Source organism: Pseudomonas sp. P4795 (genome assembly GCF_048822895.1).
Lineage (GTDB): Bacteria > Pseudomonadota > Gammaproteobacteria > Pseudomonadales > Pseudomonadaceae > Aquipseudomonas.
In genome coordinates this window covers 13,746-37,653 of the sequence record NZ_JBMFBT010000013.1, presented here as the reverse complement: position 1 = coordinate 37,653, position 23,908 = coordinate 13,746, and the positions used below count along the sequence as shown (strand labels likewise).

The window sequence follows — 23,908 nt, the reverse complement described above, 5'->3', positions numbered from 1 at the left end:
TGTGGTGAGAGGTTTTCGAATCAAGCGTTACGGGCTTACGTGTCGCAATTTTTCCAGTGCCGGGTCTTCGCTGACTGTGCGCAATGGCAGGTCCTGTTGCCGTGGGTCGCGGCGGGTCAAGTTGCCCTCGGGAGTCAGGAAGAACAGCGATGTGCCGCGAGACAGGATCGGTTCCTTCGCTTTGACGTCGGCTTTGATGGTCATCTGGCCACTGCCGTCTGGCTTGTAGGTGAGCTTGATGGTCAGTTCACCACCCTTGCCCGTCTGGCGGATGGCGTCGATCAGGCTGTGTTGGGTATCGCTCAATTCATCGAGCAGACCGCCGGCCTCGATGTCCCGTAGCGTGTCGATGAAGGGGCGTGCTTTGCTCATGTGCTGTGCCTCATTGAGTGGATGTTGTTGCCCCTGGACGGCAGGGGCACCGTTGAATCAGGCCGCATCCTTCGGCGCATGGGCGTCGAGGAAGGCAGCCAGGTTGTGCAGGTAAACCACCGGTTTGGTACGGGCCGAGTTGTGCAGGTTCGTCACGACGAGAGCAATGCGGCCAGCCTTAATCTCACTCAGCAGGTAGCGATCGGTGCGGATGTGCGGGAAGTACTGCTCCCGCACTGCCGTCAGAGACGGGCAGGGTGTTGCGAACTGCTTACGAAGCTGGTCGAGGGTACTGCTCATGCAGCGACCTCCCCGAACCCCTCCGATGGGGGCAGCAACTTGAGGCGTATCAGTTCAGCGAGACTTTCTTTGCTTTTGCCCATGCCGGCGGCGCAAACGTTACCGTCGGCATCAGCGACAACGGCGCCGAATGGATGCTCGGGCGAGTTGGTCGGAGTGGCATAGGCCACCTGGCCGTCTTGGATCACGTTGTTCACGCAACGGAAAACTTCGGCCAGTTCCACTGTCCGGCAAGGCACGCTGTCCAGCAGATCAATGGCTTCGCTTGCGGCGCCGATCAGTGTGGCGCGGCTGACTACGCCCGGGCTGTCCAGGTAGATGGGGATCAGTCTCAGGGCGCCAAGGGCTTGGGTGTAGGCATTGAAGTAGTTGGTTTTCATGCTGCGGCGTCCTTGTGCGTGATGGTGATGCCCAGCTTCTTGGCCAGCCATTGCACGCCGGTCTCGGTGACCATCACCACGGCGTAATGCTTGTAATGGTTGGTGGTCCCGATCTGGACGCTGCGCGGGTCTGAAAACAGATTACCGCCACCACGGTGGTGGCTGGCTAGGTCGCCGCTTTGCGTCAGCACGTGGAGCGCGCGCAGTTGCTCGCGAAATTTCCGGGGTTTGAGTCCGAGCACTGCGGCTGTTTCGTCGAGGGTGCGGTTCATGGCGCTGTCCTCAGGCGACCGCTGCACGGGCGTGCAGCGTGTCCACGATGTCGTTGACGTTCGTGAACAATTCATCAAGGGAGCCATCGTTTTTCAGCCGCAAGTCGCCAGGAGCAATCTGGATTCCGTTTTCGCTGCTGTGCGGTTTTACGGGTGATGCCACCACGCGATCCATGTGAAGTACTACGCCGCCGCGCTTACGGATGAAGTCCGCTTCGTTGTTGAACCGAATGTCACTGACGACGAAACCGCGTGCGGTGTCGTGGGTGCGTGCCAGTAGGTCTAGGTTCTGCGCGGCCAGTAGCAGCCACAGTTCGGGATGCACGTTGTCGCGGCCCCACTCTGTGCCTAGGGACTGCATCAGTTCGCGGGGTGAGCGCCCCAACCATGGCAACGCTTGTTCCTTTTGCTCGCCTTCGAAGTCGCACGGGCTGAGATTGAGGATGTGCATCAGGCCGTCACGCAACGGATCAGCGAATGCGTAGCACTGGAATCCGTGATTATTCACCAGGTGTTGTGCCGCAGTGTCTTTGCCCGAGCGTGCGCGCCCCGCAAGGCCGATTAGAAGTGGCTTCATGCTGCGTCACCCCCGAACGGCGAATGGCTGTCATCTGCGGCAGGGGGCTTGATGGCCTCGGTGCGACCTTTAGGGGTGGTGATCACCAGCAGGCCTGTGCGGCGCTGAATGGCTTCAACGGCGGCGCGGCTACTGCATGCCGCTGGGTGCAGGTAGATAGGGCAGCGGGTGTTGCTGTGCTGTGAGATTTGCATGTCTCGTACTCGTGGTGAGAGGGGTACGAGCTAAAATTAGCAACAGCTAAATAATTTAGCAATAGCAGATGCTAATTTACTTTTGTTTGGCCAAAAAAAACCCGCCAAATGCGGGTTTCAATCAAAGGGGAGGGGGGATCAGTATTTAATTTTGCTCGGCGGCACGATCCCGCCAACATAATGAATCTGTTCAATCTCACTGCGGGGGATCGTCAAGCGTCCATAGCCGTCGTTAACGGCCATAAGGCTGACCTCCTCGTGATTCTCGTACAAAAGCTCCTTCACCATGCACTCGCCGTTCACGCGTCGAACCATCACATATTCACCAGGTATAAGGCTGTGATTCGGTTCGCACCAAACGACCCAACCATTCCGGATCGCCGGTGCCATTGACTCGCCTTTGACTCTCAATGAGTAAGCGCCAGGATCTGCAGTAGGGACGTCAATCCAGCCATCTGTAGCTTCTAAAGCTTCCCAATATCCATTTGGACCCAACTGCGCTGTACCTCGGATGGTGGCTCGACGAAAGGGTCTAGTGAATTCAGGGCCCGGGTGCAAATTGGTTTGTACTGATGCGTCAATGGATACCGGTGGCATGACAAGCGTGCCGGCTGCTAGGCCAATTTTCTGCTCCAGAGTCTTCGCTGCTTTTTCACCCATAGGCCTGTGGCCATTCAAAAGTTGGGATATGTAAGAGGCATCCAGATCATGCTTATCGGCGAATTCTTTCGCTTTCAAATTGCCGATCAGGCGCCTCAAAGCTTCAACGCGGAGTTCATTGATATTCATCCCTGAATTTTTACGCCCATTTAGCATTTAGTAAATTACAGATTGCTATTGCTCTGTTCTTTAGCAATTGCTAATCTTGTCTCATGACAGGAGACGGCTATGACCTTGCACGATTACATCAAAGCTTTAGATAAGAGTGCGCTTGATGCGTTTGCTGCCCGCTGTCTCACATCCGCAGGGCAGCTGAGACAAGTCGCATATGGAAACCGAAGGGCTAGCGTCGCGTTGGCTGTATGTATCGAGCGTGAGAGTCAGGGGGTTGTTAGCTGTGAACAGCTTCGACCGGACGTAGATTGGGCTTATTTGCGAGGCTCAAAGGGTGCATAAAAATGCAGAGCTGGGGCCTCTCACCATAAGAATCCCCCAGCCCAGCGGTGGCGATACGCAGCACATACCGTACCGCCACTTGAAACACCGGCCTGCAACCTCTCACCAAAGAAACTACAGGCCGGAAGTAACGAGCTACACAAGGTACATGCAAGTCGCTACATAGCGCGTCGGCCCAGGACCTCTCACCATAAGAATCCCCTGGGCCGACTGGAACGATGAGCCGTGCTGCACAGCACGATTCGCACAGCACATCGGTCGTGGTCGTAGGATAGAGCGTGTTTGGCTCTACGGCCACACCGTAAACAGGGGATTTACGGTTATGAGTCGCACAGATCTTTTGCCGGACGCTGGTCCGGTCCTTTCTCTGCGTCATGCGCTTTATCGCGCTGGGCGTGATTATCGGGGTGGCATCACAGCCCTGGCTTTCGACATGGTCATGGATAACGACTCGCTTCAGAAGAAACTGAAGCTCGACGAGGAGCGCCGCTGGCTTACGCCGGACGAGCTGGAAGATGTTGTCCGGCTGACGGCCAATCCGTTGCTACTGGATGCGCTGATGCGTCCTGCCGGAGTGGTTTGGTACAAGCCAGTTCCAGTGCCTGCAACTTCGGAAGCGCTGAAGGCAGTTGGTAAAGTTTTGGGTGAAACCGCAGAGTTCGTATCGAGCATGCATGACGCAGCCAAGGACAACGTCTGGGAGCTTCATGAGGTCCTCGCGTTAGAGAAGCACGGGGCTGATGTAATCCGCGAAATTCTCGGCATCATGGCAGGTGCGCGTCAGGCGATGGAGGATCGCAAAGATGGCTGACGATATCGATCGCGCTAACGACCAAGCTCAATATCTGCTCGACGTTGCTTTGCACCGTAGTCGCCGTATCCCCTCAAGTCGTGTCAGCGCTCAATTTTGCGAAGACTGCGATGATCCTATTCCGTTGCTTCGACAGCAGACGATTCAAGGTTGTCAGACCTGCGTCACTTGTCAGGGGTTGCGGGAGCGGCGCAGATGACGGATCACAACAACCGGTTGCCTACTGCTGATTGGGCACAGTTTTACGTTGATACGTTTGGTCTGGCGTTGGTTCCGATTGAGCCAGGTCAGAAAGGCCCGAAGGGGATGGGCTGGAATAAGCCGGGTGGGTACTTCACCGATTCGGCGAAGGCTGCGGCATTCTGGACAAAAAAACCTGAGCACAACCTTGGTGTTGTGCTGGGGCCGAGCCGTATCTGCTCCCTGGACGTCGATGACGTGCAGTGGACGCGGCATGTTCTCTACGACTTGCTGGAAATAGATCTTGATGCGATGGCGTTGGTGTTTCCGACAGTGGTGGGCAACCCAGCGCGTTTTCGTATTATGTTCCGCGTCCCTGACGGTCTTGAACTGAGCCGTCATTCGCTGGCATGGCCCAACGAGAAAGACCCTGACGGATCGATACACAAGGCGCTGATCGCCAAGGCAAAAGCCGCGAAGGAAGCAGGTGATGCAGCGGGTGAATCCGAGGCGCGGGCTGAGGCGGACGAATACCAGCGCATCACGGTGTTCGAGCTGCGCGGCGGGTTGGTTCAGGATGTATTGCCACCATCGATCCACCCTGGCACGGGTAAACCTTACACCTGGCGCACGCCGCCGAGTGTGAGTGATGGCTTGCCGATGCTGACTCCGGAGTTGCTGTCCATCTGGAACAACTGGGACATCTTCAAGCGAGATGCCGAGGCGGCGTGTCCATGGGCGCCAAAGCCGATAAAACCGCCGGCCAAGGTCATCAAGCGTGCGCCACCGGCAGCCGGTAAGCCCTCGGTGATCGACGAGTTCAATCGCAGTCACGACGTTGAAGAGCTGCTGCGTGCCCACGACTACATCAAGCGCGGCAGTAAATGGCTGTATCCACACAGCAGCACCGGGCTGCCGGGTGTGACGGTCAGTGATGATGGCAAGGTCTATTCGCACCACGGCGCCGATCCGCTCGCGAACGGTCATCAGAACGACGCGTTCGAGGTGTTCTGCTTGTTGCAACACGGTGGCGATCAGTCGCGAGCGGTGAAGGATGCTGCGCGGACGCTTGGAATGCAGCACTCGGCGCGTCCCGATCCGAGCGATCTTCCCCCGCCCCCATCCGGTGATGCCATCGGGCCGATCCAGGCCGAGACGGACATCCCGGGCGAGGCTGCTCCTGCACCTGACGGGGGGGCGGGGGAGGTCATGACACTCGACCACATTCTTCGTCGTTTCGCCTTGGTCGAGGGCACCACTCACGTGTGGGACTGCGACCAGTCGAAGGTAATGAAGAAGTCCGCCTTCGAAGCTCGGGTGGGCAAGCCGCTCGCCAAAGCATGGTTGGAAGACACTGGTAAGAGGCTGATTTCTGACGACCATGTTCGCGAAATCGAGCAGGCGCGCCGAATGGCTGGAAAGAAAGGTGGCGCATTCGGCATGTCTCCTACCGATCGCTATGTGTACATCGATGGCACCAAAGACGTATGGGACCGCGAGAAGAAGCGGCGAATTGCCGAGGGCGCGGTGAAGATGGCGTTGGGTGACACTTACCCGCTGTGGCTGAACAGCAGCGAACGGCGCACCGTCGACGTTGAACACATCGTGTTTGATCCGACCATGACGAAAGATCCTGCGGTGTATATCAATACCTTCGACGGGTTGCCGCTTGAGCCAGTGAGGGATGATGCAGCCTGTGCCAACCTGCGTTGGCTGATCTCATTTCTTTGTAACCATGATGAAGCGGCTACCGGTTGGCTAACTCGTTGGTTGGCTTATCCGCTGCAGCACTTGGGCGCCAAGATGGATACGGCTGTGTTGATGCATTCGATTATGGAAGGTTCGGGTAAGAGCCTCCTGTTTGCTGACGCGCTTGGCATGCTCTACGGCCAATACGCGGCGACTGTTGGTCAGACGCAGTTGGAGAGCAGTTTCAACGCATGGCAGAGCCGCAAGCTGTGGTCAGTTTTCGAAGAGGTTGTCAGTCGCGATCAGCGTTACAACCAAGTGGGCAAGATCAAGCATCTGATCACCGGCAAAACAGTACGTATGGAATCGAAGTTCATCAATGGCTGGGAAGAAGCCAACCACATGAACGCGGTGTTTCTAAGCAACGAGATTCTTCCGTGGCCCATCAGCGACAGTGATCGGCGAATGCTGGTCATGTGGCCAATGGAAACGCTACCAGTGCCCCGGCAAAAGGCTATTGGTCGTGAGCTAGAGCAGGGTGGTGTTGCGGCGCTCTACGGTTGGTTGCTATCGGTCGATCTAGGCGACTTCAACCAGCGCACTCGGCCACCATCGACCGACGCGCGAGAGCGTTTGGTGGCATTGAGTCGCGCAGGTTGGCAAACCTTTTTGCACCTTTGGAAGTACAGCGAGTTGGGCCATGGTCTTTGGGGGCCGTGTCTGTCGACTGACCTCTATTCGCTTTTCCTCGAATGGTGCCAGCGCAACAAAGAGCATGTGATGAGTCAGACGAAGTTCTCGCTGTTCATCAGTTCCGAAGTGGATAAGACGCGGGCGATACCCTGGACTGACGGCAATAACCGTCGCTTTGGCGCGTTTTTCTTTCCTGTTGATTTGGATGCTTCCCCGCCCCCATCACTCAAGGCGGCAGAGCTGGGCAAGCAGGTGGAAAACTGGCGGGCCAAGGCCAAGCTGGCGGGCTGGCATGTGGACAGCTGGGATCACATCAAGGCGCTTGCAGCATGACTGTTTTCAAAAGTGTGTTGGGTGTGTCGAGTGTGTGTCGGGTTGTTTTTGAATACCCCACACAGTTTAAGTGCCCGAATTACGTGGCTTCGCGGGTGTTGTGTGGGGTGTGTTGGGTTTCGTGTCGCGCACGCGCATGCATGACGTTCTTTGCATCGAATTCAACAGAAGGATTTTTTTCTTATGCGAAGACTAATAAACCCAACAAACCCAACACACTCAACTCAGATTCGATTGAAGCATTGAATTTAAAGGGATTTATCTGTGTTGGGTTTGTGTCGGGTTGTGGGTTTTCTGTGTTGGGTTCGGTTTTTCGGAGGAAAGGTCGATGATCGATGACATCGAAAGCCTGATGCGGCATTGGGGGGAGCAGCAAGCCCGGTTCGGCCATGAGGCCAGCTTGGGCAGTCAAATGGGCGCCATCATGGATTGGAAGGGATGCGCGCCGCGCGGGACACCTGGCTCCCGTCCGCTTCTCGGTGGCGGTACCGGCATGGACTACGCCGCCGCCGAGGTCGACGCGGCTATTGCTGAGATGGAGAGTGGTGCAGGGCGTGGGCCAGCCTTGGCGAAGTTAGCTCGGTTTCGATACCACTACGGGGTTCCAGTGCGTGAGCAGATGCGTGAAATTGGTTTGGCCGAAGGCGCTGACCGGACTTACCGAAACTGGGTGCAGGCACTGCACCAGCAGGTGATGGTGATCCTGATGGCGCGTATGGGCGTTGCTCATGGCTATACCGTTCGTCGGCGTGATTTACCTCAAAGTTGCGTCAAGGTTGCGTCAAAGTCGCGTCGAGGTGAATGACCGAAAATAGCCTCTTTTCGGTTTTTCCGGAGACAGGTAAAAAGTCCCCACGATATGGATTCTGCGCGTTGGCGCTTCCCCCGAGCACGTGCTGTGCACTTCGTCCTGGCGTTCGCCGCGACATTGAAAACCCTGCCCTCCGGCGGGGTTTTCTTTTTTGTGTTCGGCGTGCTCTTTCACTTGAGGCACAACATGACAAATGAGCAGCAAGCGCTGGCAGAGATGCCGATCTGGTTGGTGATCGTCCTGGCTCTGGTCGGCGGCGTATCGGGTGAGATGTGGCGAGCAGACAAGGATGGTGCGCGTGGCTGGGCTTTGATGCGCCGGCTTGCACTTCGATCCGGCGCCTGCATTGTCTGTGGGGTCTCGGCGATGATGCTGATGATCGCGGCGGGCATGTCGCTTTGGACGGCGGGCGCCTTGGGTTGCCTGACAGCCATGGCCGGTGCAGATGTTGCCATCGGCTTGTACGAACGCTGGGCTGCCAAGCGCTTGGGTGTTTGCGAGGTCCCGCCGAATGGTGGCGGGCCAGCCTGAAACCGCCGGGGACCCTGGGGTTTTTCGGAGGGTACGGGGTCGGAAACCCGCGGGAAACTGTTAGCGGCAGGCTTCCCAGCTTACTGAAATTTCAAGCATTGAAATCTTGAAAGGATTCATTGAAATACTTTGAAAAAGGAGGGCTCATGACAGAACCAACCTACCTGTCGAAGAGCGCCTTCGCGGCCCGGCTCGGCAGGTCGCCGAGCTACATCACCTGGCTTAAAGACAACAACCGGCTCGTGCTTTCGCCCAACGGCAAACAGGTTGATGTGCATGCCACCGAAGCGCTGATTCGCGACACTGCTGACCCCAGCAAGGCCGCCGTCGCCGAGCGTCACCAGCAAGACCGGATTCAGCGTGACGTTTACAGCCAACTGTCCCCCTTGACCGAGCCGACTTCCATGGCTGCGCCGCCGCAAGTGATTACCGGTGACGGAAAACTCCCCGACTACCAGAAAGCCCGTGCCCTGCGTGAACACAGCATGGCCAGGCTGGCAGAGATCGAACTGGGAAAAGCCCAAGGTTCACTGGTGGACAAGAAAGCGGTCGAAACTGGTGCTTACGACGCCGGCCGGCTGCTGCGCGATCAGTTGTTCGGGCCGCTGCCTCAGCTATCCCAAGACCTTGCCACCATGACCGATCCTTGGCTGATCGAAAAACATCTTGCGGCTACTTTTCGAAAAACGCTGGAAGAGGCAGAGCGCCTTTCTTCAGCAGATCTTGAACATGCCCTGACACCGGATTGAACCTATGCACACGGAGTTTTCTGACGGTGCAAAGGTGTACCGTGAGAACTACTTCCGTGGACTGCGCCCCGATCCAGACCTTTGGATCGACGAGTGGGCCGATGAGTACATGCGAATCCCACGAGACACCGGCGCCCCTGAACCCGGCCAGTACCGCACGTCGCGAACACCTTATGCCCGCGAGCCGATGCGTTGCCTGTCGCCGGCTCACCCTTGCAGGCGCGTGATCACCATGGTGGCCTCGCAGTTGATGAAAACCCAGATCGCCTTGAACTGGATGGGCGGCCTGATCCACATGGCGCCGTCGAACATCCTGGCCTTGCTGCCCAGCCTTGGATTGTCCAAGCGGGTTTCGGGGCGGATCAGCAAGACCATCAAGGCCACCCCGGTGCTGCGCGAACGCGTGGCGACCAGTCGCTCGCGGGATGCGCGCAATACGATGGACACCAAGGAATTCGAAGGTGGTTCGCTGTACGTCACCACCGCCGGTTCTGCGGCCAACCTCTCGGAGCTGTCGGCACGTTACATCTACGGCGACGAAGTTGACCGCTGGGAAAACGATGTGGGGCAGGAGGGTGATCCCATCCGGCTGGCCGAAACGCGAGCGACCAACTTCGGCCGCAACGCCAAGATCTATTTTTCCAGCTCGCCGACGATCAAGGGCGCCTCGCGGATCGCCGATCTGTTCGAGTCCAGCGACCAGCGTCACTACTATGTGCCATGCCCCACCTGCGGTCATATGCAGGTGCTGGAGTGGGAGCGGCTGCACTACAGCGCGGATTACGCCACCGTACATTACGAGTGCGCCGCCCCGGAGTGCGACGTGCTGATCGAGGAGCACCACAAAAGCGACATGCTCGCCCGAGGTGAGTGGCGCGCGCATGGTCGTGGCGATGGCAAGACCGTGGGGTTTCACCTCAGTGCCTTATATTCGCCGACCGGTTGGATGGATTGGGCATCGCTCGCCGTCGAGTTTGAAGACGCAAAAAAAGCGCAGTCGCAAGGTGATACCAGCTTGATGCAGGTGTTCTACAACACCCGTCTGGCCAAGGTATGGGACAGCGCGCTCGAGCAAACCAAGGCGGAAGTGCTGATCGCCAGGGCGCGTCTCGAAACCTACACCCTTGGCGCGATGCCGCTGGGCGTGCTGATGCTGACCGGCGCTGTCGACGTTCAGGCCAACCGCTTGGAGCTGATGGTGATGGGCTTCGGCGTCGGCATGGAACGCTGGGTGGTGGATCACCAGATCATCTGGGGTGACCCAGCCGACGAGCGCACCTGGGCCGTACTGGACGAGAAACTGAAGGCGCGATATCGGCATCCCTGCGGCGTCGGCTTGGGGATTCTCGCCACCGGTGTCGACTCCGGCGGTCACCACACCGACGAGGTTTATCAGTTCTGCCGCGTCCGTCGTTGGCGCAACGTCTTCGCCATCAAGGGGGCGAGCAAGCCGGGTAGACCGGTGATCGCTCAGCGCCCGTCCATGGTCGACGTGACCTGGAAGGGCCAGACCGAACGCAACGGCGCCGAGCTGTGGTTCGTCGGTACCGACACCGCCAAAGACTGGATCTACAACCGTTACCCGTTCCCGGATGGGCCGGGATCGCTGCACTTTGCCAACGATCTGCCGGACGAATTCTTCGCCCAGTGCGTAGCGGAACGCAAGGTCGCTCGCTACGTGCGCGGTCACAAGCGCATCGAGTGGGTCAAGGGCAAGGCCGAGCGCAACGAAGCGCTCGACCTGATGGTGTATTGCTTGGCCATGGCCCATTACTTGGGCATCAACCGGTATCAGGAACACGATTGGGAGCGAGTTCGACAGTCGCTGGCACAGGCCGGTTTGTTTGATGACGCCACAGCTACCAAGCCCGTTCAGGGCGAACGTTTCGCCATTGCATTACAACCGACATCTGTTGCCGTCACCGCGCCATCCGCAACGCCACCTGCTGCACTGGTCGCAACACCCCGACCGGCTGCTGCATCCCCTCAACGCCGCAGCTCTGCCAGCGGTTACCTGAAGAGACGCTGATATGTCCTTTACGAAAAAGCACCTCGACGCGGTTGAGGCGGCCATTGCTCGCGGTGAAAAAACTGTGCGCTACACCGACCGTACCGTGGAATACCGTACGGTCGATGAGCTGCTCAAGGCGCGCGAGGAAATACGCTCGTCACTGGCCAGCGCCGCCGGGCCGCGTTCACGCGTGGTCCGGCTGTACCACGCAGGGAAGGGGGTCTGATGGCTCGCCATTTTCCGACGCTGACCCGGAACGGCTTCGTGCTGCCGTCCAACATCAAGGCCAGTTACGAGGGCGCAGGGGAAGGACGCCGATCCGCCGGCTGGGACGCGCCCGACAACGGGATCAACAGCATCAACACCCCGGCACTGCGCAATCTGCGGTCGCGTTCTCGGGCAGCGGTTCGCAACGACCCGTATGCCTTCAACGTCATCGACAAGCGCGTCAGCAACCTGATCGGCACCGGCATCACCCCTCGGCCTACGACCGACGATGATGCCTTGCGCAAACTGCTGCAGGAGCTGTGGGGCGATTGGGTCGATGAGTCTGATGCGGATGACCGCACCGACTTTTACGGCCAGCAGGCGCTGGTGGCGCGCACGGTGGAAACCTCGGGCGAATGCTTTGTGCGGTTGCGTCCTCGCAGCCTGGACGAAGGTTTGGCGGTTCCGTTGCAGTTGCAGATCCTGGCGCCGGAGTTCGTGCCGCACGACAAATTCGAGAGCGCCAAAAACGGCAACGTCATCCGCGCCGGCATCGAGTTCACCCCCGGCGGCAAGCGAGTGGCGTACCACATGTACCTGTCGCATCCGCGTGATGCGGCCTCGCTGAACGCTGGCTACAACCAACTGGTGCGCGTGCCGGCGACACAGGTGCTGCACATCTTCGAACCGGTCGAACCTGGTCAGTTGCGCGGTGTGCCGCGATTGTCGCCGGTGCTAAAGCGCCTGCGCAGTCTAGACAACTACGACGACGCGGTGCTGTTTCGCCAAGAAGTGGCCAACCTGTTCGCCGGCTTCATCAAGCGGCCGGCGCCAGAGTCGGGGCAGACGCCACGCGATCCCGTCACCGGCGCCTTGCTGGATCTGGATCGCGACGGCTTCACCCCAATGGTCGCGCTCGAACCCGGCACCATGCAGGAACTTGGGGCAGGCGAGGAGGTTGAGTTCTCCAAACCGCCGGACGCGGGCAACAACTACCCGGACTTCATGCGTCAGCAACTCATGGCTGCTGCAGCGGGATCGGGCACTCCTTATGAAATCCTCACCGGCGACATGCGCGGCATCAACGACCGCGCGTTACGCGTAGTGCTCAACGAGTTTCGGCGGCGCCTGGAACAACTGCAATTCAGCGTGTACGTCCACCAACTCTGCCGCCCGGTACGTGCCGCGTGGATGGATATGGCGGTGCTGTCCGGGGTCCTGGTACTGGACGATTACGCGCAGAAGCGTCGCCAGTACCTGCGCACTCGCTGGGTGCCGCAAGGCTGGGCCTACATCCAGCCGGTGCAGGATGTGCAGGCGCGGCGGATGGAAGTGCAGGCCGGGTTTTCGTCGCGCAGCGAGATGGTCCTGCGCACCGGCTACGACGCCGAAACGGTCGATCTGGAAAACGCTGCCGATCTGGCACGGGCCACCGCATTGGGCCTCAACTACAACACCCTGGATGCCGTCGAAGACAACGACGACAAGGAGCAACCATGAGCAAAACCGCGAAACCGCGTATTTACAACCGCGCCGGCAAACGCGTCGAGGTACAGGACAAGACCTGGTACGCCGTTCATGCCAGCGGCGAGGCCACCGAGCGAGTGATCGAAGTGTTTGTCTATGGCGAGATCGGCGCGTGGGGCATCACTGCCAATCAGTTCGTGCAGGATCTGCGCGCCATGGATGACGGTGTGTCGCCGGTGGTGGCTGCGTTCAACAGCATCGGCGGCGATCTGTTCGACGGTCTGGCCATGCACAACGCGCTGTCGCGGCTGGGCGAGCGCTGCACCGGGCGGATCGATGCACTGGCCGCGAGTGCGGCCAGTGTCGCTGTGTGCGGTGCCCACCGCGTGGTGATCGCTTCCAACGCGATGTTGATGATCCATAACCCATGGACTTATGCCGCCGGTGATGCGGAGGACTTCCGCAAGGTGGCCGACGTTCTCGACCAGACCATGGAAGCGATCATCGCGGCCTACAAGGCCAAAGCACCGGACATCGACGAGGTCGAGCTGCGGCGTCTGGTGGCGGCTGAAACCTGGCTGACCGCCAATGAAGCGGTGGCATTGGGGCTGGCCGATGAGGTCGGCGACGGCGTCAAGGTCAAAGCGTGCCTCGGTCAAGGCGCGGTGCTGCAACGATTCCAGAACGCGCCGGCTGATTTGCTGGCCCAGCTCGACGAGCCACCTGAAGCGGATCCGGATCTTGAGCCTGTCGATCCGCCGCAGGTACCGCCCGTAGTCGACTCGGCCAAGTTGGCGCTGCTGATCACTCCGCGCTGCACGGCGGCGGGCATTAGCAACCTGATCGAGCCGCTGCTCAAGTCGACCCAGCTCGAAAGCGAAGAGATCGTTCTGGCCGGTCTGGCAAGCGCCAAGGCGGTGAACGACCTCTGCGTGGCCGCGCGACTGCCGGAATTCAGCGCAGAGTATGTCGCGGCCGGTCTGGATGCGGCGGCGGTGCGGGCGCGTCTGTTCGACAAGATTGTCACCAGCGGTAAGGGCTTCGAAATCGACAGCACTCTGCCACTCGATGATGACCCGGCACCGAAGGTGCTGGCCAAACAACCTGACCCCAACTCGATTTGGGCTGCTCGCCAAGCGGCCCAGACTGGAACCGCGCAAAGCGCGAAAGGAGCACGACCATGACCATCAAACAGGAACCGATGCACGCAGGTGAATTCCTGCTGTCCGAGGGCGCCGGCACCATTTCGCGTGAGGCGATCAACGTCGCCGCCGGTCCAGCGTTGTGGCCGGGACAAATCCTCGGGCTGGTGACCGCCACCGGTGAATTCGCCCCCTACGAACCTACTGCTGAGGACGGCACTGAAAACGCAGTCGCCATTCTTTACGGCCCGCTAGGCGAATCCGACGTGGTGCGTCGCGGTCGCGCCGTGGTGCGACTGGCCGAGGTCAGTGAGGCGCATTTGACCGGTCTCGATCCGGCTGCCGAGAAAGCACTCGCCACTCATTTCGTGATCGTCCGCTAAGTCGATCCTTCTTTTGTATGCATCCCGCCGCGTGCGGGATTTTTCGTTTCTGGAGAGTACCCATGGCCGATATCGCCATTTTTGACGACGAAGCATTCACCGTCACCTCGCTGACCGCTGCACTCAACGATCAACCCTACCTGCCGGGCCGCATCAGCGCCTTGGGCCTGTTCCGCGAGGAGGGCATTACCACCCTGACCGTGCAGATTGAAAAGGACGGCGACACCCTGGCACTGGTGCCTGCCGGTGAGCGCGGTGGTTCAGGCCTGGTGGTTGCTGCGAGCAAGCGCAACCTGATCCCGTTCAACACCGTGCATCTGCCGGAGCGTTTCACCATCAAGGCGGATGAGATCCAAGGCATCCGCGCCTTCGGCACTCGCACGGAGCTGCAGGCGGTGCAAGACGTAGTCAACGCACGTCTGGCAAAAGCGCGTCGTCAGTTGGACGCCACGCATGAGTTCCAGCGCATGGGCGCACTCAACGGCCAGATCCTCGACGCTGACGGTTCGACGGTGCTGCTGGATTTGTATGAGCGCTTCGGTGTGCAGCGTCAGAAGTTGTCCATGGGGCTGACTGAGGCCGGTACCGAGCTGCGGGTTAAGTGCGGTGAGGCGCTGGACATGCAGGAGGATGCGCTGGGCAGCGTGACCAGTACCGGCTCGCGCGCTTTCTGCGGCAAGAACTTCTGGAACAAGTTGATTGTTCACAAGTCGGTCAAAGAGACCTACCTTAACAGCCAGCAGGCGGCGGCCCTGCGCGGTGATGCTCGTGAAAGCTTCGAGTTCGGCGGCATCATCTGGGAGCGCTACCGTGGCAAGGTCGCCGGCGTATCTTTCGTCCACGACGACAAGGCGCTGCTGGTGCCTGAAGGCGTGCCCGATCTGTACATCTCGGTGTTCGCGCCGGCCGACTACATGGAAACGGTCAACACCCAGGGCATTCCGTACTACAGCATGATCGAGCCGCTGCCCTTCAACAAAGGCATGGCCGGTGAAGCCCAGTCCAACCCGTTGCACCTGTGCACGCGACCGCGTGCCCAAGTCTTGCTGGAACTCTGACCGTGGGTTTTCGCGATCTGATCGCCGAGGTCGACGCGGTGGTGTTCGAAACGCTGGGCGATACGGCGCGGATTGAAGGTCGCGAAGAACCCGTGTTCGGCATGTTCGCCGCGCCCTGGCTGCAACCCAAGTTCGGCAAGCTCAACACCGGGTTGCGCGAGCCGCGCTTCGAGATCCGCGTCAGCGATTCGCAAGGTCTGGAACAGGGCATGCTGGTCAGCGTCGACTTGCCTGCCTTGGATGGCGGCGGTGATTACGACCTGATTCAGCTCGAGCCGAGCGGTGACGGTCTGGTCGCCTTGATTCTGAGGTTGCGCCCATGAGTGTCGGCAGCTATTTCAAACCCTCGGCCAGCGGCGGGATGATTTCTATCCAGTCCTCGGCCCCAGATTTTCAGGCGTTCCAGGACTTCGCCAAGGTGGTGCCCAAAGCTGCAGCAGCGGCGCACCGGCGAGCGATCAACAAAACGTTGGGAAGGTTGCGCACGCACATCGCCCGAGCCGTCAGCCGGTCAGAGCGCATTGCCGTTGCGGCGGTGCGTCAGCGGTTACGCAGTTATCCGGTTTCTGGCGGTGCCGCCAGCGGCAAACTGTGGTTCGGTTTGAACGCCATCGAATCCAGCCGGATCGGTCGGGCGCGACAAACCGGCAGCGGTGTGTCGGTGGCGGGGCGGCGTTACCAAGGGGCTTTCCTCAAGAAGGTCTACGGCAACAAGCCCGACATCTGGATCCGCACGGCCAGCAAGCATTTCAACGCGGATGACTACCCGGACAGCACGGTGTCACCCGGTCGCGGGCCGAGTTCGGGTTGGGTCGCCGAAAACGGTAGTCGTTTCCCGCTGGCCAAAGCCAAGGTGTCGCTGGAGCAAGCCCGGCCGCACTTCGACAGCTGGGTTAAAAAGGCAGATGAGATCCTGCTGGCGATTCTCAAACAGGAACTCAACTTTGAGCTGCAGAAATACCTCAAGAGGATCGGCAATGTCTGACGAACCGTTCAGCCTCGACCAGCTTTATCGGGCGGTAGAACAGCATTTACGTGCTCATCTTCCTGGCGTGCAGGCCGTCACAGCCTGGCCAGACATTAAGGATCGCGTGTTGCTGCCAGCGGTGTTTCTGGAGGTGGCCGAGATCGAGCCGGGTACCGATATCGGCACCGGCGAAACCTCGCTGGTCTGCAAGTTCGAGGCCCGGATCATTGTTGATCCGATCAAGCCGCACCACCATCAGCAGGCCGTGCAATTGGCGACGCAGTTGGCGGTGCTGCTGCGTGCGCAGACGTGGGGGTTGGCCGTTGAACCCGCCGAATTTGTGCAGGCGCTGCAGGACTGGACCCAGCCGCACCTGGATGGATACACCGTCTGGCTGGTGGAATGGACTCAGCAGATCTACCTGGGTACCGAACAATGGCCGTGGCCAGATGATCCACCCGGTGAACTGCAATTGGATGACTACGCCGTTGAGGTGGTGGTGGATCCGGAGCCTGCGCCATGAGTTACGCGACCGCGCAACATGACCGCATGATTGCGGGGGCGGTCAAGGCTTGCTACGTGGTCGCGGTGGATCTGTCTGCATCGCCGCCAGTGTGTCGGGTCTCGGATGGTAGTGACTGGGTCAGCGCTTGGGTGCGCTGGCACAGCATTGCCGCCGGCAAGGCCCGGCACTGGCGGGCGCCGTCCATGGGCGAGCAGGGCAGCTTGATCAGTCCCAGCGGTGACGTGTCGCAAGGCACGTTCGTGCCGGGCCTGTACGGGAACGCCGGGCCGCCGCCGGACAATCGCGACCACGTCGAGGTCTGGCGTTTTGATGACGGCGGCTCGTTGGTCTACGACTGGCAGGCCAAGAGCTACACCATCACCGTGCCGAGTGGGACGGTGGCGGTCAAGGTTGGCGGTACTGATGTCGCCGTTACGGATAACGCGGTGACGGTGAAGTCAGGAACGATCGATCTTGAAGCGACCGTGAATATCAAAGGCCCGGTCAATATCGACGGCCCGTTATCCGTAACGGGCAACATAGACGGTGCCCAAAACATCATGGCTGCCGGTAACAGCGACAACCACCACAAGCACTAACCCTTCATTCATCCAGCCCGCCGCGCGCGGGCTTTTTTATGTCCGGAGAAACCCCCATGGCCAAGATCAATGACCAGTCTGTCGACGAGCAACTGCCGTCGCCGAATCGCCTGCCCATTACAACCCAGCAGCGAACGCCTGATCTGCTGCTGAAGTTTCGCGACACGCTCTACACCTCGCGCACCCTGTGCATTCCCGGGACGGATCGCACGCTGGCGGTGGAAAAGGCCGCCGTCGCGGTGTCGGCGTCCGATGAGCAGGCTGTCAGTTTCCTGAAGTCCCATCCCGAACTTGAAGCCTTGGAGTGATTTAGATGATCGGAATGGATCGCCACACCGGCCACCCCATTTCGGGCATCGAGCATTTGCGGCAATCCATTGGCGACATCTTGGGCACGCCGCTGGGCAGTCGCCGGCACCGCATGGAGTACGGCAGCAAGCTGCGCAGGTTTGTCGACTTGCCCGTTAACGAGGGCTGGAAAAGCGCCGTACAGGCTGAGGTTGCCCGCGCCCTTGGGCGTTGGGAGCCGCGTTTGAAGCTCGATCAGGTGCGTGCCCTTTCTGTCATTGGCGGGCAAATCAATCTGCAAATCGTCGGGAAGTACCTGGGCGACAGCGTCACGTTGGAGGTGGCCGCATGAGTACCGTGGATCTGTCGTCGTTGCCGGCACCGACCGTGTTGGAGCCTTTGGACTTCGAAGAGGTTTATCAGGACGGGTTGAGTGTGTTTCGCGGTTACATGGGCGGCAACTGGACGGCCGCGCTGGAAAGCGATCCGGTGGTCAAGGTGCTGGAGGTCGGGGCTTACAACAAAGTCAGCAACCGCGCCCGGGTCAACGACGGCTGCAAGGCGCTCTTGCTGGCGTACGCAAGGGGCGGCGACCTCGATCACCTCGGGGCCAACGTCAATCTGAAACGCCTGGTGATTCAGGCGGCGGATCTGCAAGTGGTGCCGCCGGTGCCCGAGGTCAAGGAAGAAGACGACCCGTTTCGCGAGCGTATCCAGTTGGCCTATGAAGGGCTGACCACGGCCGGGCCACGTAACAGTTACATCCTGCATGCGCGCAGTGCCTCGGGACTGGTCGCGGACGCATCCGCCGAAAGCCCGGCGCCTTGTCACGTTACGGTAACGGTGCTGAGTTCCGAGGGGGATGGGCGCGGCGAGGCCGGCCCGGAGTTGTTGGCCATCGTTCGGACGGCACTGAATGACGACGATGTGCGGCCGGTCGGTGATCGCGTCACGGTACAGAGTGCCGAGATCATTGATTACCGGATTGACGCCATCCTGCACATGAGCGGTGCCGGGCCGGAAAATGATGCCAGTTTGGCCGAAGCGAAAAGTCGACTCGCGGCGTGGATCAATCCGCGTAAACGGCTGGGCGTTGAGGTGGCGCGATCCGCTGTGGATGCTCAGCTACACGTTGCCGGCGTATCTCGGGTGGAGCTGCCCGGTTGGGTGGACTTGGCTCCGACCAAAGCGCAAGCGGCTTTCTGCGTGGGTTACACCGTGACGATGGCGGGCTGATATGAAAAGCCTGCTTCCGCTCAATAGCACGCAACTGGAACGGGCCATGGAAGCCGCGTTCTTCGAGAAAACCATTGTCCCGCTGCGCGACCTCTACAACGCCGATACCTGTCCGGTGCATCTGCTACCGCATCTGGCATGGGCGTGGTCGGTGGATCGCTGGGATTACCGGTGGACTGAAGCCACCAAACGGGCCGCCATCAAGGCGTCGTATTACATCCACAAGCACAAGGGCACCATCGGCGCGCTGCGTCGGGTGGTCGAGCCGCTGGGCTATCTGATCGAGATTGTCGAGTGGTTCCAGACCGTGCCCGAGGGCGTGCCGGGCACCTTCGCGTTAAAGGTCGGCGTCCTCGATACCGGCATCACCGAGGAAATGTATCAGGAGCTAGTGCGCCTGATTGACGACGCCAAGCCCGTCACGCGGCACCTGTCCGAACTGGCGATCAGCCTCGAAACCCAAGGCGATTTGAACATTGCCGTGTGCCTCTACGAAGGCGACGAAATCGACGTTTACCCGCCGGTGATGCGTGACATCGAGGTCACGGGCCGCTTCGGTGTGGTCGGTCGCGAACACTCCATAGACACCCTGGACGTTTATTATGATTGATGCGAATTCGCAGTTTTTCGCGATCCTCACGAACGTGGGGATGGCCAAGCAGGCGAACGCCGACGCGCTCGGCATTCCCTGGCTGATCACCCAAATGGGCGTCGGGGATGCCAACCCGACCGGACTGGCTGATCCGCCCAATCCGGTGCCGTCGGCCGGTCAAACCAAGCTGATCAACGAATGGCGCCGCAAGCCGCTGAACCAACTCAAGATCGACCCGGTCAACCCGGCAGTGATCATTGCCGAGCAGATCATTCCGGCCGACGAGGGCGGTAAGTGGATCCGCGAAATCGGCTTGTACGATGCGGACGGCGATCTGGTGGCGGTGGCCAACTGTGCGCCGAGCTTCAAGCCGCTGCTGTCGCAAGGCTCGGGCCGCACGCAAATCGTGCGGATTAACTTCGTTGTCACCAGCACTGGCAACATCACGCTGAAGATCGATCCGGCGATTGTGCTGGCCTCGCGGGCCTACGTCGACGCGGCCATTCTGGAAGTGCTGCCGAAGAACAAGATCCCGGGTGAATACACGCGGGTGAAGGTCAATGATCGCGGTGTGGTGGTATCTGGCGACAACCCGGATACGCTGGCCAAAATGGGTATCAAGGACAGTTACACCAAGGCCGAAATCGAGGCGATGATTGCGCAGGCTTCGGCCTTGCCAGTCGGTACCGGCGTTTGGTTCCCACTGGACAAGGTGGCGCCCGGATTTCTGGAGCTGGACGGCAGTGTTAAGAGCATTGCGGTCTATCCCGACCTGGCGACGTTCCTTGGCACGGCCTTCAACAAGGGCGATGAGGGGGCTGGCAATTTTCGCTTGCCTGAGTCGCGTGGCGATTTTCTGCGTGGTTGGGACCACGGGCGCGGTATTGATGCGGGCCGTGCGATTGGTAGTTGGCAAAAGGCATCCGAACACGTCTTTGATATAGGCAGTGCGATATCGACAGTCTCGGACAGGAACGCTGCGACGTCGCCGGCCACAGCTTTGTCTGACATGGGATACGACGCCGTCAATGCTGCGGACTATCCTGGTGCCCAGTACACCGTGTCGACTATCAATGCCAGCTCGCCAGTTATTAACAGCGATCAATTAGCCTTTGGCGGAACACGTCCGCGCAACTTGGCGGTGATGTGGTGCATCAAGGCCTGGAACGCACCCATCAATCAGGGAAATATTGACATTGCCGCGCTCGCGGCTTTGGCGACTCAGGCGACTGAAATCAAGTTGGGCACGGCCAAGATTGCCACGCAAGCGCTGACCGATGCCGGCGCCGATGACGCGACGATCGTCACGCCGAAAAAGCTGCGATGGGGCTTCTCGTCTTTTTTTGCGAATAACGGGTTTATCGTTTTCCCCTCTTGGCTGGGTGGGTTGATTATTCAGTGGGTCGGGACGACCAACTTGGGTTCGCAGGGCGCTTATTCCACGTGGACAATGGCATTTCCGAATGCGTGTTACGGCGTCTGGGTGACCGCCGCTAACGGATCTTCCCCTGGCAGCATTTCGCTGGGAGACAAGCAGCTAAACAGGTTTGCCGCCTATTCTTCCATTTTGCCGTTCAGCTTCGGCGCTATTTCTATCGGGCGTTAAGGGGGATTAATGAAGACTTTCTACAGCCAATCCCAGGGCTGCACGTACCTGGAGGGGCTGCACGCAGTCATGCCCGCCGACGCGGTACCGATTGATATGGATCGCATGCTTTTGGTTATCGGTAATCCTGAGCCGGGAAAGGTGCGCGCTCATGATGAATCGGGCTTGCCGGTTCTGGTCGACCCGCCTGTCGAATATCTGGCCGAAGCTGAGCGCAGTTGGCGCGACGAAGAAATTCAGCGGGTGCTGTGGCTGCGCGAGCGGCACCGTGACGAAATGGACAGAGGGCGTGACACAACGTTGTCGGTCGATCAGTTCGGCGAGCTGCTCGATTACATCCAGCTTTTGCGCGACTGGCCCGCCCGTGCTGAGTTTCCTGACAAGGAATCTCGCCCTGTGACCCCTGAATGGGTAGCTAACCAAGCCGAATAAACGCCCCGCACTGACGGGGCGTTTTTCATTGCGTTACGCGTAACACCAACACCCTCACAGCCTCGCTTATGCGGGGCTTTTTCGTTTCTGGAGATTGGACTTTATGAGTTTCTTTCACGGCGTCACCACCACTGATGTCAAAACGGGGGCACGCACCATCTCGCTGCCGTCGTCGTCGATCATCGGCCTGTGCGACACCTTCACCCCGGGCGTTCTCGGCGGCGGTACGGCCAAGGCCGGCGAACTGAAGTTGATCACCACCGAGCGCGAAGCCATTGCCGCGTTCGGCCCCGACTCGGCGATCACCAAGGCCTGTCAGGCGATCTATGTCAAAGCCAAGGCGGTGATCGTTGCCATCGGCGTGCCCAAGCTGGAGGACGCGGCGCTGCAAACCTCAGCAATTATCGGCGGTGAACTCGTCTCGGGCCAGCGCACCGGCTTGCAGGCGTTGCTCGATGGCAAAAGTATGTTCAACGCGCAGCCGCGTCTGCTGATTGCGCCGGGTCATACGGCCACACAGGCGGTGGCTACCGCGCTCGACAGCCTGGCGCAGAAGCTGCGCGCCATCGGCATCATCGACGGCCCGGGCACCACCGACGAGGCCGCCATGGCCTACGCCGATAACTTCGGCAGTCGCAACCTGTTCATGGTCGACCCGGGCGTCAAGTATTGGGACACCGTCACCAGCACGACGGTCGATGCGCCCGGCTCGGCCTGGGCGGCGGGCTTGTTCGCGTGGACGGATGCTGAGTACGGTTTCTGGGCCTCGCCGTCCAACAAGGAATTGACCGGCATCACCGGCACCGGCCGCGCGGTCGAGTACCTGGACGGCGACGCCACTTGCCGGGCCAACCTGCTCAATAACGCCAATATCACCACGATCATTCGCGACGACGGTTATCGCCTGTGGGGCAACCGCACGCTGTCGAGCGATCCGAAGTGGGCATTCGTTACACGAGTGCGCACGCTGTTCATCCTCATGGACGCGGTGCAGGCCGGGCACAAGTGGGCGGTCGACCGCTCGATCACCAAGACCTACGTGACCGATGTCACCAACGGTCTGAACGCGTTCATGGCCGACCTGAAAGCCCAGGGCGCGATTATCAATTTCGAAGTGTTCGCCGACACCGAGCTGAACACGGCGAGCCAGATCGCCCAAGGCAAGGTGTATTGGCGCATCCGTTTCACCGACGTGCCGCCGGCAGAAAACCCGAATTTCCTTTTCGAAGTCACCGATCAGTGGATGACCGAAGTGCTTGAAGCAGCCTAAGGGGGCGTAGCAAATGATTCCTCAGACTTTGTACAACACCAACCTGTTCGTCGACGGCGTGAGTTTCGCCGGCGACGTGCCGAGCCTGACGCTGCCCAAGGTCACCATCAAGACTGATGAGTATCGCGGCGGCGGCATGGCCGGCCCCATCGAAATGAATCAGGGCGTTGAGAAAATGGAGGCAAATTTTGTCACCAAAGGCGTGCGCCGTGAGTCGCTGAAGTATTGCGGTCTGGCCGATGGCACGGCCTTCAACTCGACGTTCCGGGGTGCCTTCCGTGGCCATAAGGGCGCGGTGACGGCGGTGGTTGCCACCTTGCGCGGCCTCCTCAAAGAGGTTGATCTGGGCGACTGGAAGGCCGGTGATGCGGCCGAGATCAAACACGCCATCGCGGTCAGCTACTACAAGCTCGAAATTGACGGGCGCCTGATGTACGAAATCGACATGGTCGCCGGCGTTCAAGTCGTCGACGGCAAAGACCAACTGCTGGAAGTGCGCGCCGCACTCGGCCTGTAAGGAATAGATCCAGATGACTCAAACAATCGCAAAAAACCTGCCGGCCTGGCTGTCGATGAGCGCGCTCGGTGCGGTGGTCACCCTGACCCGTCCAAGCCAAGCCAACAGCGTCGATGTCGAGACGTTGACCCTGCGTGCGCCGACGGTGCGCGCGGTGCGCGCGGCTGACCGCGCCGCCAATGGTGACGACGAGCAGCGCGAACTGATGCTGTTCGCCGGTCTGGCCGAGGTCGGGCTGAAGGATCTTGAAGGCCTCAAGCTGACCGACTATCGCCGCGTGCAGACGGCGTACTCGCACCTGGTGCCGTCCACCGATTATTCGAAGTCGATGCCGGAGTGGTTGTCGCTGTCCACCGATCAGGTGCTGGTGACGCTGTCGTGCCCGAGCGAAATCAACGGTGTGACCGTCGACAAGCTGGCCTTGCGTTCGCCGACTGTGGGCGACGTGCGCGCGGCCAACCGCGAAGTGGGCAGCGACGACGAGCAGCGCGAGCTGGTGTTGTTTGCGGCGTTGTCCGGTGCGTCGGTGGCGGATCTGGAGGGGCTGAAGCTGGTGGATTTTAACCGCTTGCAGGCCGGCTATTTTCGCATGGACAACGACGACGGGCTTTAACCCGAGC

The 23,908-nt window shown here is 59.9% G+C and carries 33 protein-coding genes and 1 pseudogene; 27 read left to right on the top strand and 7 right to left on the bottom strand.

Annotation, left to right across the window (positions count from 1 at the left end; genetic code table 11):
- Nucleotides 1-27 precede the first annotated feature (27 nt).
- The 7 genes from ACOI8A_RS26600 to ACOI8A_RS26570 all read right to left on the bottom strand — a co-directional run bounded on the left by ACOI8A_RS26600 (nt 28) and on the right by ACOI8A_RS26570 (nt 2,884).
- A complete protein-coding gene (locus tag ACOI8A_RS26600) occupies nt 28-372 on the bottom strand; it encodes a hypothetical protein (RefSeq protein WP_420650377.1) in 345 nt (114 codons plus the stop codon).
- Between the two features lie 57 nt (nt 373-429).
- On the bottom strand, nt 430-672 hold the full coding sequence (locus tag ACOI8A_RS26595) for a pyocin activator PrtN family protein (protein WP_420650378.1): 243 nt from the start codon (nt 670-672) through the stop codon (nt 430-432).
- A complete protein-coding gene (locus tag ACOI8A_RS26590) occupies nt 669-1,052 on the bottom strand; it encodes a hypothetical protein (protein WP_420650379.1) in 384 nt (127 codons plus the stop codon). The genes ACOI8A_RS26595 and ACOI8A_RS26590 overlap by 4 nt, the downstream gene beginning before the upstream one ends.
- Nucleotides 1,049-1,324, bottom strand: a complete 276-nt coding sequence (locus ACOI8A_RS26585) for a hypothetical protein (protein ID WP_420650380.1) — start codon at nt 1,322-1,324, stop codon at nt 1,049-1,051. Before ACOI8A_RS26585 ends, ACOI8A_RS26590 begins: the two co-directional genes overlap by 4 nt.
- 10 nt (nt 1,325-1,334) lie before the next feature.
- Nucleotides 1,335-1,901: a deoxynucleotide monophosphate kinase gene (locus tag ACOI8A_RS26580; RefSeq protein WP_420650381.1), complete on the bottom strand. Its 567-nt coding sequence runs from the start codon at nt 1,899-1,901 to the stop codon at nt 1,335-1,337.
- The gene (locus ACOI8A_RS26575) at nt 1,898-2,095 is read right to left on the bottom strand and encodes a hypothetical protein (protein ID WP_420650382.1); all 198 of its coding nucleotides are present in this window, start codon (nt 2,093-2,095) and stop codon (nt 1,898-1,900) included. Before ACOI8A_RS26575 ends, ACOI8A_RS26580 begins: the two co-directional genes overlap by 4 nt.
- A gap of 138 nt (nt 2,096-2,233) precedes the next feature.
- Nucleotides 2,234-2,884 carry a S24 family peptidase gene (locus ACOI8A_RS26570; protein WP_420650383.1) on the bottom strand — a complete coding sequence of 217 codons (651 nt, stop codon included), beginning with the start codon at nt 2,882-2,884 and terminating at the stop codon, nt 2,234-2,236.
- A gap of 99 nt (nt 2,885-2,983) precedes the next feature.
- On the opposite strand from ACOI8A_RS26570, the gene ACOI8A_RS26565 reads away from it, so the two are divergent.
- From ACOI8A_RS26565 to ACOI8A_RS26435, 27 genes and pseudogenes are all read left to right on the top strand, one after another.
- Nucleotides 2,984-3,211 carry a transcriptional regulator gene (locus ACOI8A_RS26565; protein ID WP_420650384.1) on the top strand — a complete coding sequence of 76 codons (228 nt, stop codon included), beginning with the start codon at nt 2,984-2,986 and terminating at the stop codon, nt 3,209-3,211.
- 322 nt (nt 3,212-3,533) lie between these two features.
- Nucleotides 3,534-4,022, top strand: coding sequence for a phage regulatory CII family protein (locus ACOI8A_RS26560; RefSeq protein ID WP_420650385.1), 489 nt, complete (start codon nt 3,534-3,536; stop codon nt 4,020-4,022).
- Nucleotides 4,015-4,221 (top strand): TraR/DksA C4-type zinc finger protein, encoded by a 207-nt coding sequence (locus ACOI8A_RS26555; protein WP_420650386.1) that lies wholly within the window; start codon nt 4,015-4,017, stop codon nt 4,219-4,221. The genes ACOI8A_RS26560 and ACOI8A_RS26555 overlap by 8 nt, the downstream gene beginning before the upstream one ends.
- A complete protein-coding gene (locus ACOI8A_RS26550) occupies nt 4,218-6,917 on the top strand; it encodes a bifunctional DNA primase/polymerase (protein WP_420651509.1) in 2,700 nt (899 codons plus the stop codon). The genes ACOI8A_RS26555 and ACOI8A_RS26550 overlap by 4 nt, the downstream gene beginning before the upstream one ends.
- Nucleotides 6,918-7,245: 328 nt before the next feature.
- Nucleotides 7,246-7,722, top strand: a complete 477-nt coding sequence (locus tag ACOI8A_RS26545) for a hypothetical protein (protein WP_420650388.1) — start codon at nt 7,246-7,248, stop codon at nt 7,720-7,722.
- A gap of 192 nt (nt 7,723-7,914) precedes the next feature.
- Nucleotides 7,915-8,259 carry a phage holin family protein gene (locus ACOI8A_RS26540; RefSeq protein ID WP_420650457.1) on the top strand — a complete coding sequence of 115 codons (345 nt, stop codon included), beginning with the start codon at nt 7,915-7,917 and terminating at the stop codon, nt 8,257-8,259.
- Between the two features lie 146 nt (nt 8,260-8,405).
- Nucleotides 8,406-9,008, top strand: coding sequence for a terminase small subunit (locus ACOI8A_RS26535; protein ID WP_420650389.1), 603 nt, complete (start codon nt 8,406-8,408; stop codon nt 9,006-9,008).
- A 4-nt stretch (nt 9,009-9,012) separates the two neighbouring features.
- Complete coding sequence (locus ACOI8A_RS26530; protein WP_420650390.1) at nt 9,013-11,037, top strand: phage terminase large subunit family protein; 2,025 nt, start codon at nt 9,013-9,015, stop codon at nt 11,035-11,037.
- Nucleotide 11,038: 1 nt separating this feature from the next.
- Nucleotides 11,039-11,245 (top strand): phage head-tail joining protein, encoded by a 207-nt coding sequence (locus ACOI8A_RS26525; RefSeq protein WP_008087653.1) that lies wholly within the window; start codon nt 11,039-11,041, stop codon nt 11,243-11,245.
- Nucleotides 11,245-12,726, top strand: coding sequence for a phage portal protein (locus tag ACOI8A_RS26520; RefSeq protein WP_420650391.1), 1,482 nt, complete (start codon nt 11,245-11,247; stop codon nt 12,724-12,726). Before ACOI8A_RS26525 ends, ACOI8A_RS26520 begins: the two co-directional genes overlap by 1 nt.
- Nucleotides 12,723-13,877: a head maturation protease, ClpP-related gene (locus tag ACOI8A_RS26515; RefSeq protein ID WP_420650392.1), complete on the top strand. Its 1,155-nt coding sequence runs from the start codon at nt 12,723-12,725 to the stop codon at nt 13,875-13,877. Before ACOI8A_RS26520 ends, ACOI8A_RS26515 begins: the two co-directional genes overlap by 4 nt.
- Nucleotides 13,874-14,218, top strand: a complete 345-nt coding sequence (locus ACOI8A_RS26510; RefSeq protein WP_420650393.1) for a head decoration protein — start codon at nt 13,874-13,876, stop codon at nt 14,216-14,218. The genes ACOI8A_RS26515 and ACOI8A_RS26510 overlap by 4 nt, the downstream gene beginning before the upstream one ends.
- Before the next feature lie 62 nt (nt 14,219-14,280).
- A complete protein-coding gene (locus ACOI8A_RS26505) occupies nt 14,281-15,276 on the top strand; it encodes a major capsid protein (RefSeq protein ID WP_420650394.1) in 996 nt (331 codons plus the stop codon).
- Between the two features lie 2 nt (nt 15,277-15,278).
- A complete protein-coding gene (locus ACOI8A_RS26500) occupies nt 15,279-15,599 on the top strand; it encodes a head-tail joining protein (protein WP_186622938.1) in 321 nt (106 codons plus the stop codon).
- Nucleotides 15,596-16,261, top strand: a complete 666-nt coding sequence (locus tag ACOI8A_RS26495; protein WP_420650395.1) for a hypothetical protein — start codon at nt 15,596-15,598, stop codon at nt 16,259-16,261. The genes ACOI8A_RS26500 and ACOI8A_RS26495 overlap by 4 nt, the downstream gene beginning before the upstream one ends.
- Nucleotides 16,254-16,766: a hypothetical protein gene (locus tag ACOI8A_RS26490; protein WP_420650396.1), complete on the top strand. Its 513-nt coding sequence runs from the start codon at nt 16,254-16,256 to the stop codon at nt 16,764-16,766. Before ACOI8A_RS26495 ends, ACOI8A_RS26490 begins: the two co-directional genes overlap by 8 nt.
- On the top strand, nt 16,763-17,347 hold the full coding sequence (locus ACOI8A_RS26485) for a phage baseplate assembly protein V (RefSeq protein WP_420650397.1): 585 nt from the start codon (nt 16,763-16,765) through the stop codon (nt 17,345-17,347). The genes ACOI8A_RS26490 and ACOI8A_RS26485 overlap by 4 nt, the downstream gene beginning before the upstream one ends.
- 56 nt (nt 17,348-17,403) lie before the next feature.
- Entirely contained in the window at nt 17,404-17,655 is a 252-nt protein-coding gene (locus ACOI8A_RS26480; protein ID WP_420650398.1) for a hypothetical protein, read from the top strand.
- A 5-nt stretch (nt 17,656-17,660) separates the two neighbouring features.
- The gene (locus tag ACOI8A_RS26475) at nt 17,661-17,987 is read left to right on the top strand and encodes a GPW/gp25 family protein (protein ID WP_420650399.1); all 327 of its coding nucleotides are present in this window, start codon (nt 17,661-17,663) and stop codon (nt 17,985-17,987) included.
- Nucleotides 17,984-18,871 (top strand): baseplate assembly protein, encoded by an 888-nt coding sequence (locus ACOI8A_RS26470; protein ID WP_420650400.1) that lies wholly within the window; start codon nt 17,984-17,986, stop codon nt 18,869-18,871. The genes ACOI8A_RS26475 and ACOI8A_RS26470 overlap by 4 nt, the downstream gene beginning before the upstream one ends.
- Before the next feature lies 1 nt (nt 18,872).
- Nucleotides 18,873-19,481 (top strand): phage tail protein I, encoded by a 609-nt coding sequence (locus ACOI8A_RS26465; RefSeq protein WP_420650401.1) that lies wholly within the window; start codon nt 18,873-18,875, stop codon nt 19,479-19,481.
- A complete protein-coding gene (locus ACOI8A_RS26460) occupies nt 19,474-21,069 on the top strand; it encodes a phage tail protein (protein ID WP_420650402.1) in 1,596 nt (531 codons plus the stop codon). Before ACOI8A_RS26465 ends, ACOI8A_RS26460 begins: the two co-directional genes overlap by 8 nt.
- Nucleotides 21,070-21,078: 9 nt before the next feature.
- Nucleotides 21,079-21,501: a phage tail protein gene (locus ACOI8A_RS26455; RefSeq protein WP_420650403.1), complete on the top strand. Its 423-nt coding sequence runs from the start codon at nt 21,079-21,081 to the stop codon at nt 21,499-21,501.
- A 103-nt stretch (nt 21,502-21,604) separates the two neighbouring features.
- Nucleotides 21,605-22,771 (top strand): phage tail sheath subtilisin-like domain-containing protein, encoded by a 1,167-nt coding sequence (locus ACOI8A_RS26450; RefSeq protein ID WP_420650404.1) that lies wholly within the window; start codon nt 21,605-21,607, stop codon nt 22,769-22,771.
- A 13-nt stretch (nt 22,772-22,784) separates the two neighbouring features.
- Nucleotides 22,785-23,288 (top strand): phage major tail tube protein, encoded by a 504-nt coding sequence (locus ACOI8A_RS26445; protein WP_420650405.1) that lies wholly within the window; start codon nt 22,785-22,787, stop codon nt 23,286-23,288.
- A gap of 13 nt (nt 23,289-23,301) precedes the next feature.
- A pseudogene (locus ACOI8A_RS26440) lies at nt 23,302-23,592 on the top strand (phage tail assembly protein); the annotation flags it as partial.
- A 24-nt stretch (nt 23,593-23,616) separates the two neighbouring features.
- Nucleotides 23,617-23,901, top strand: a complete 285-nt coding sequence (locus ACOI8A_RS26435) for a phage tail assembly protein (protein ID WP_420651511.1) — start codon at nt 23,617-23,619, stop codon at nt 23,899-23,901.
- Nucleotides 23,902-23,908 lie beyond the last annotated feature (7 nt).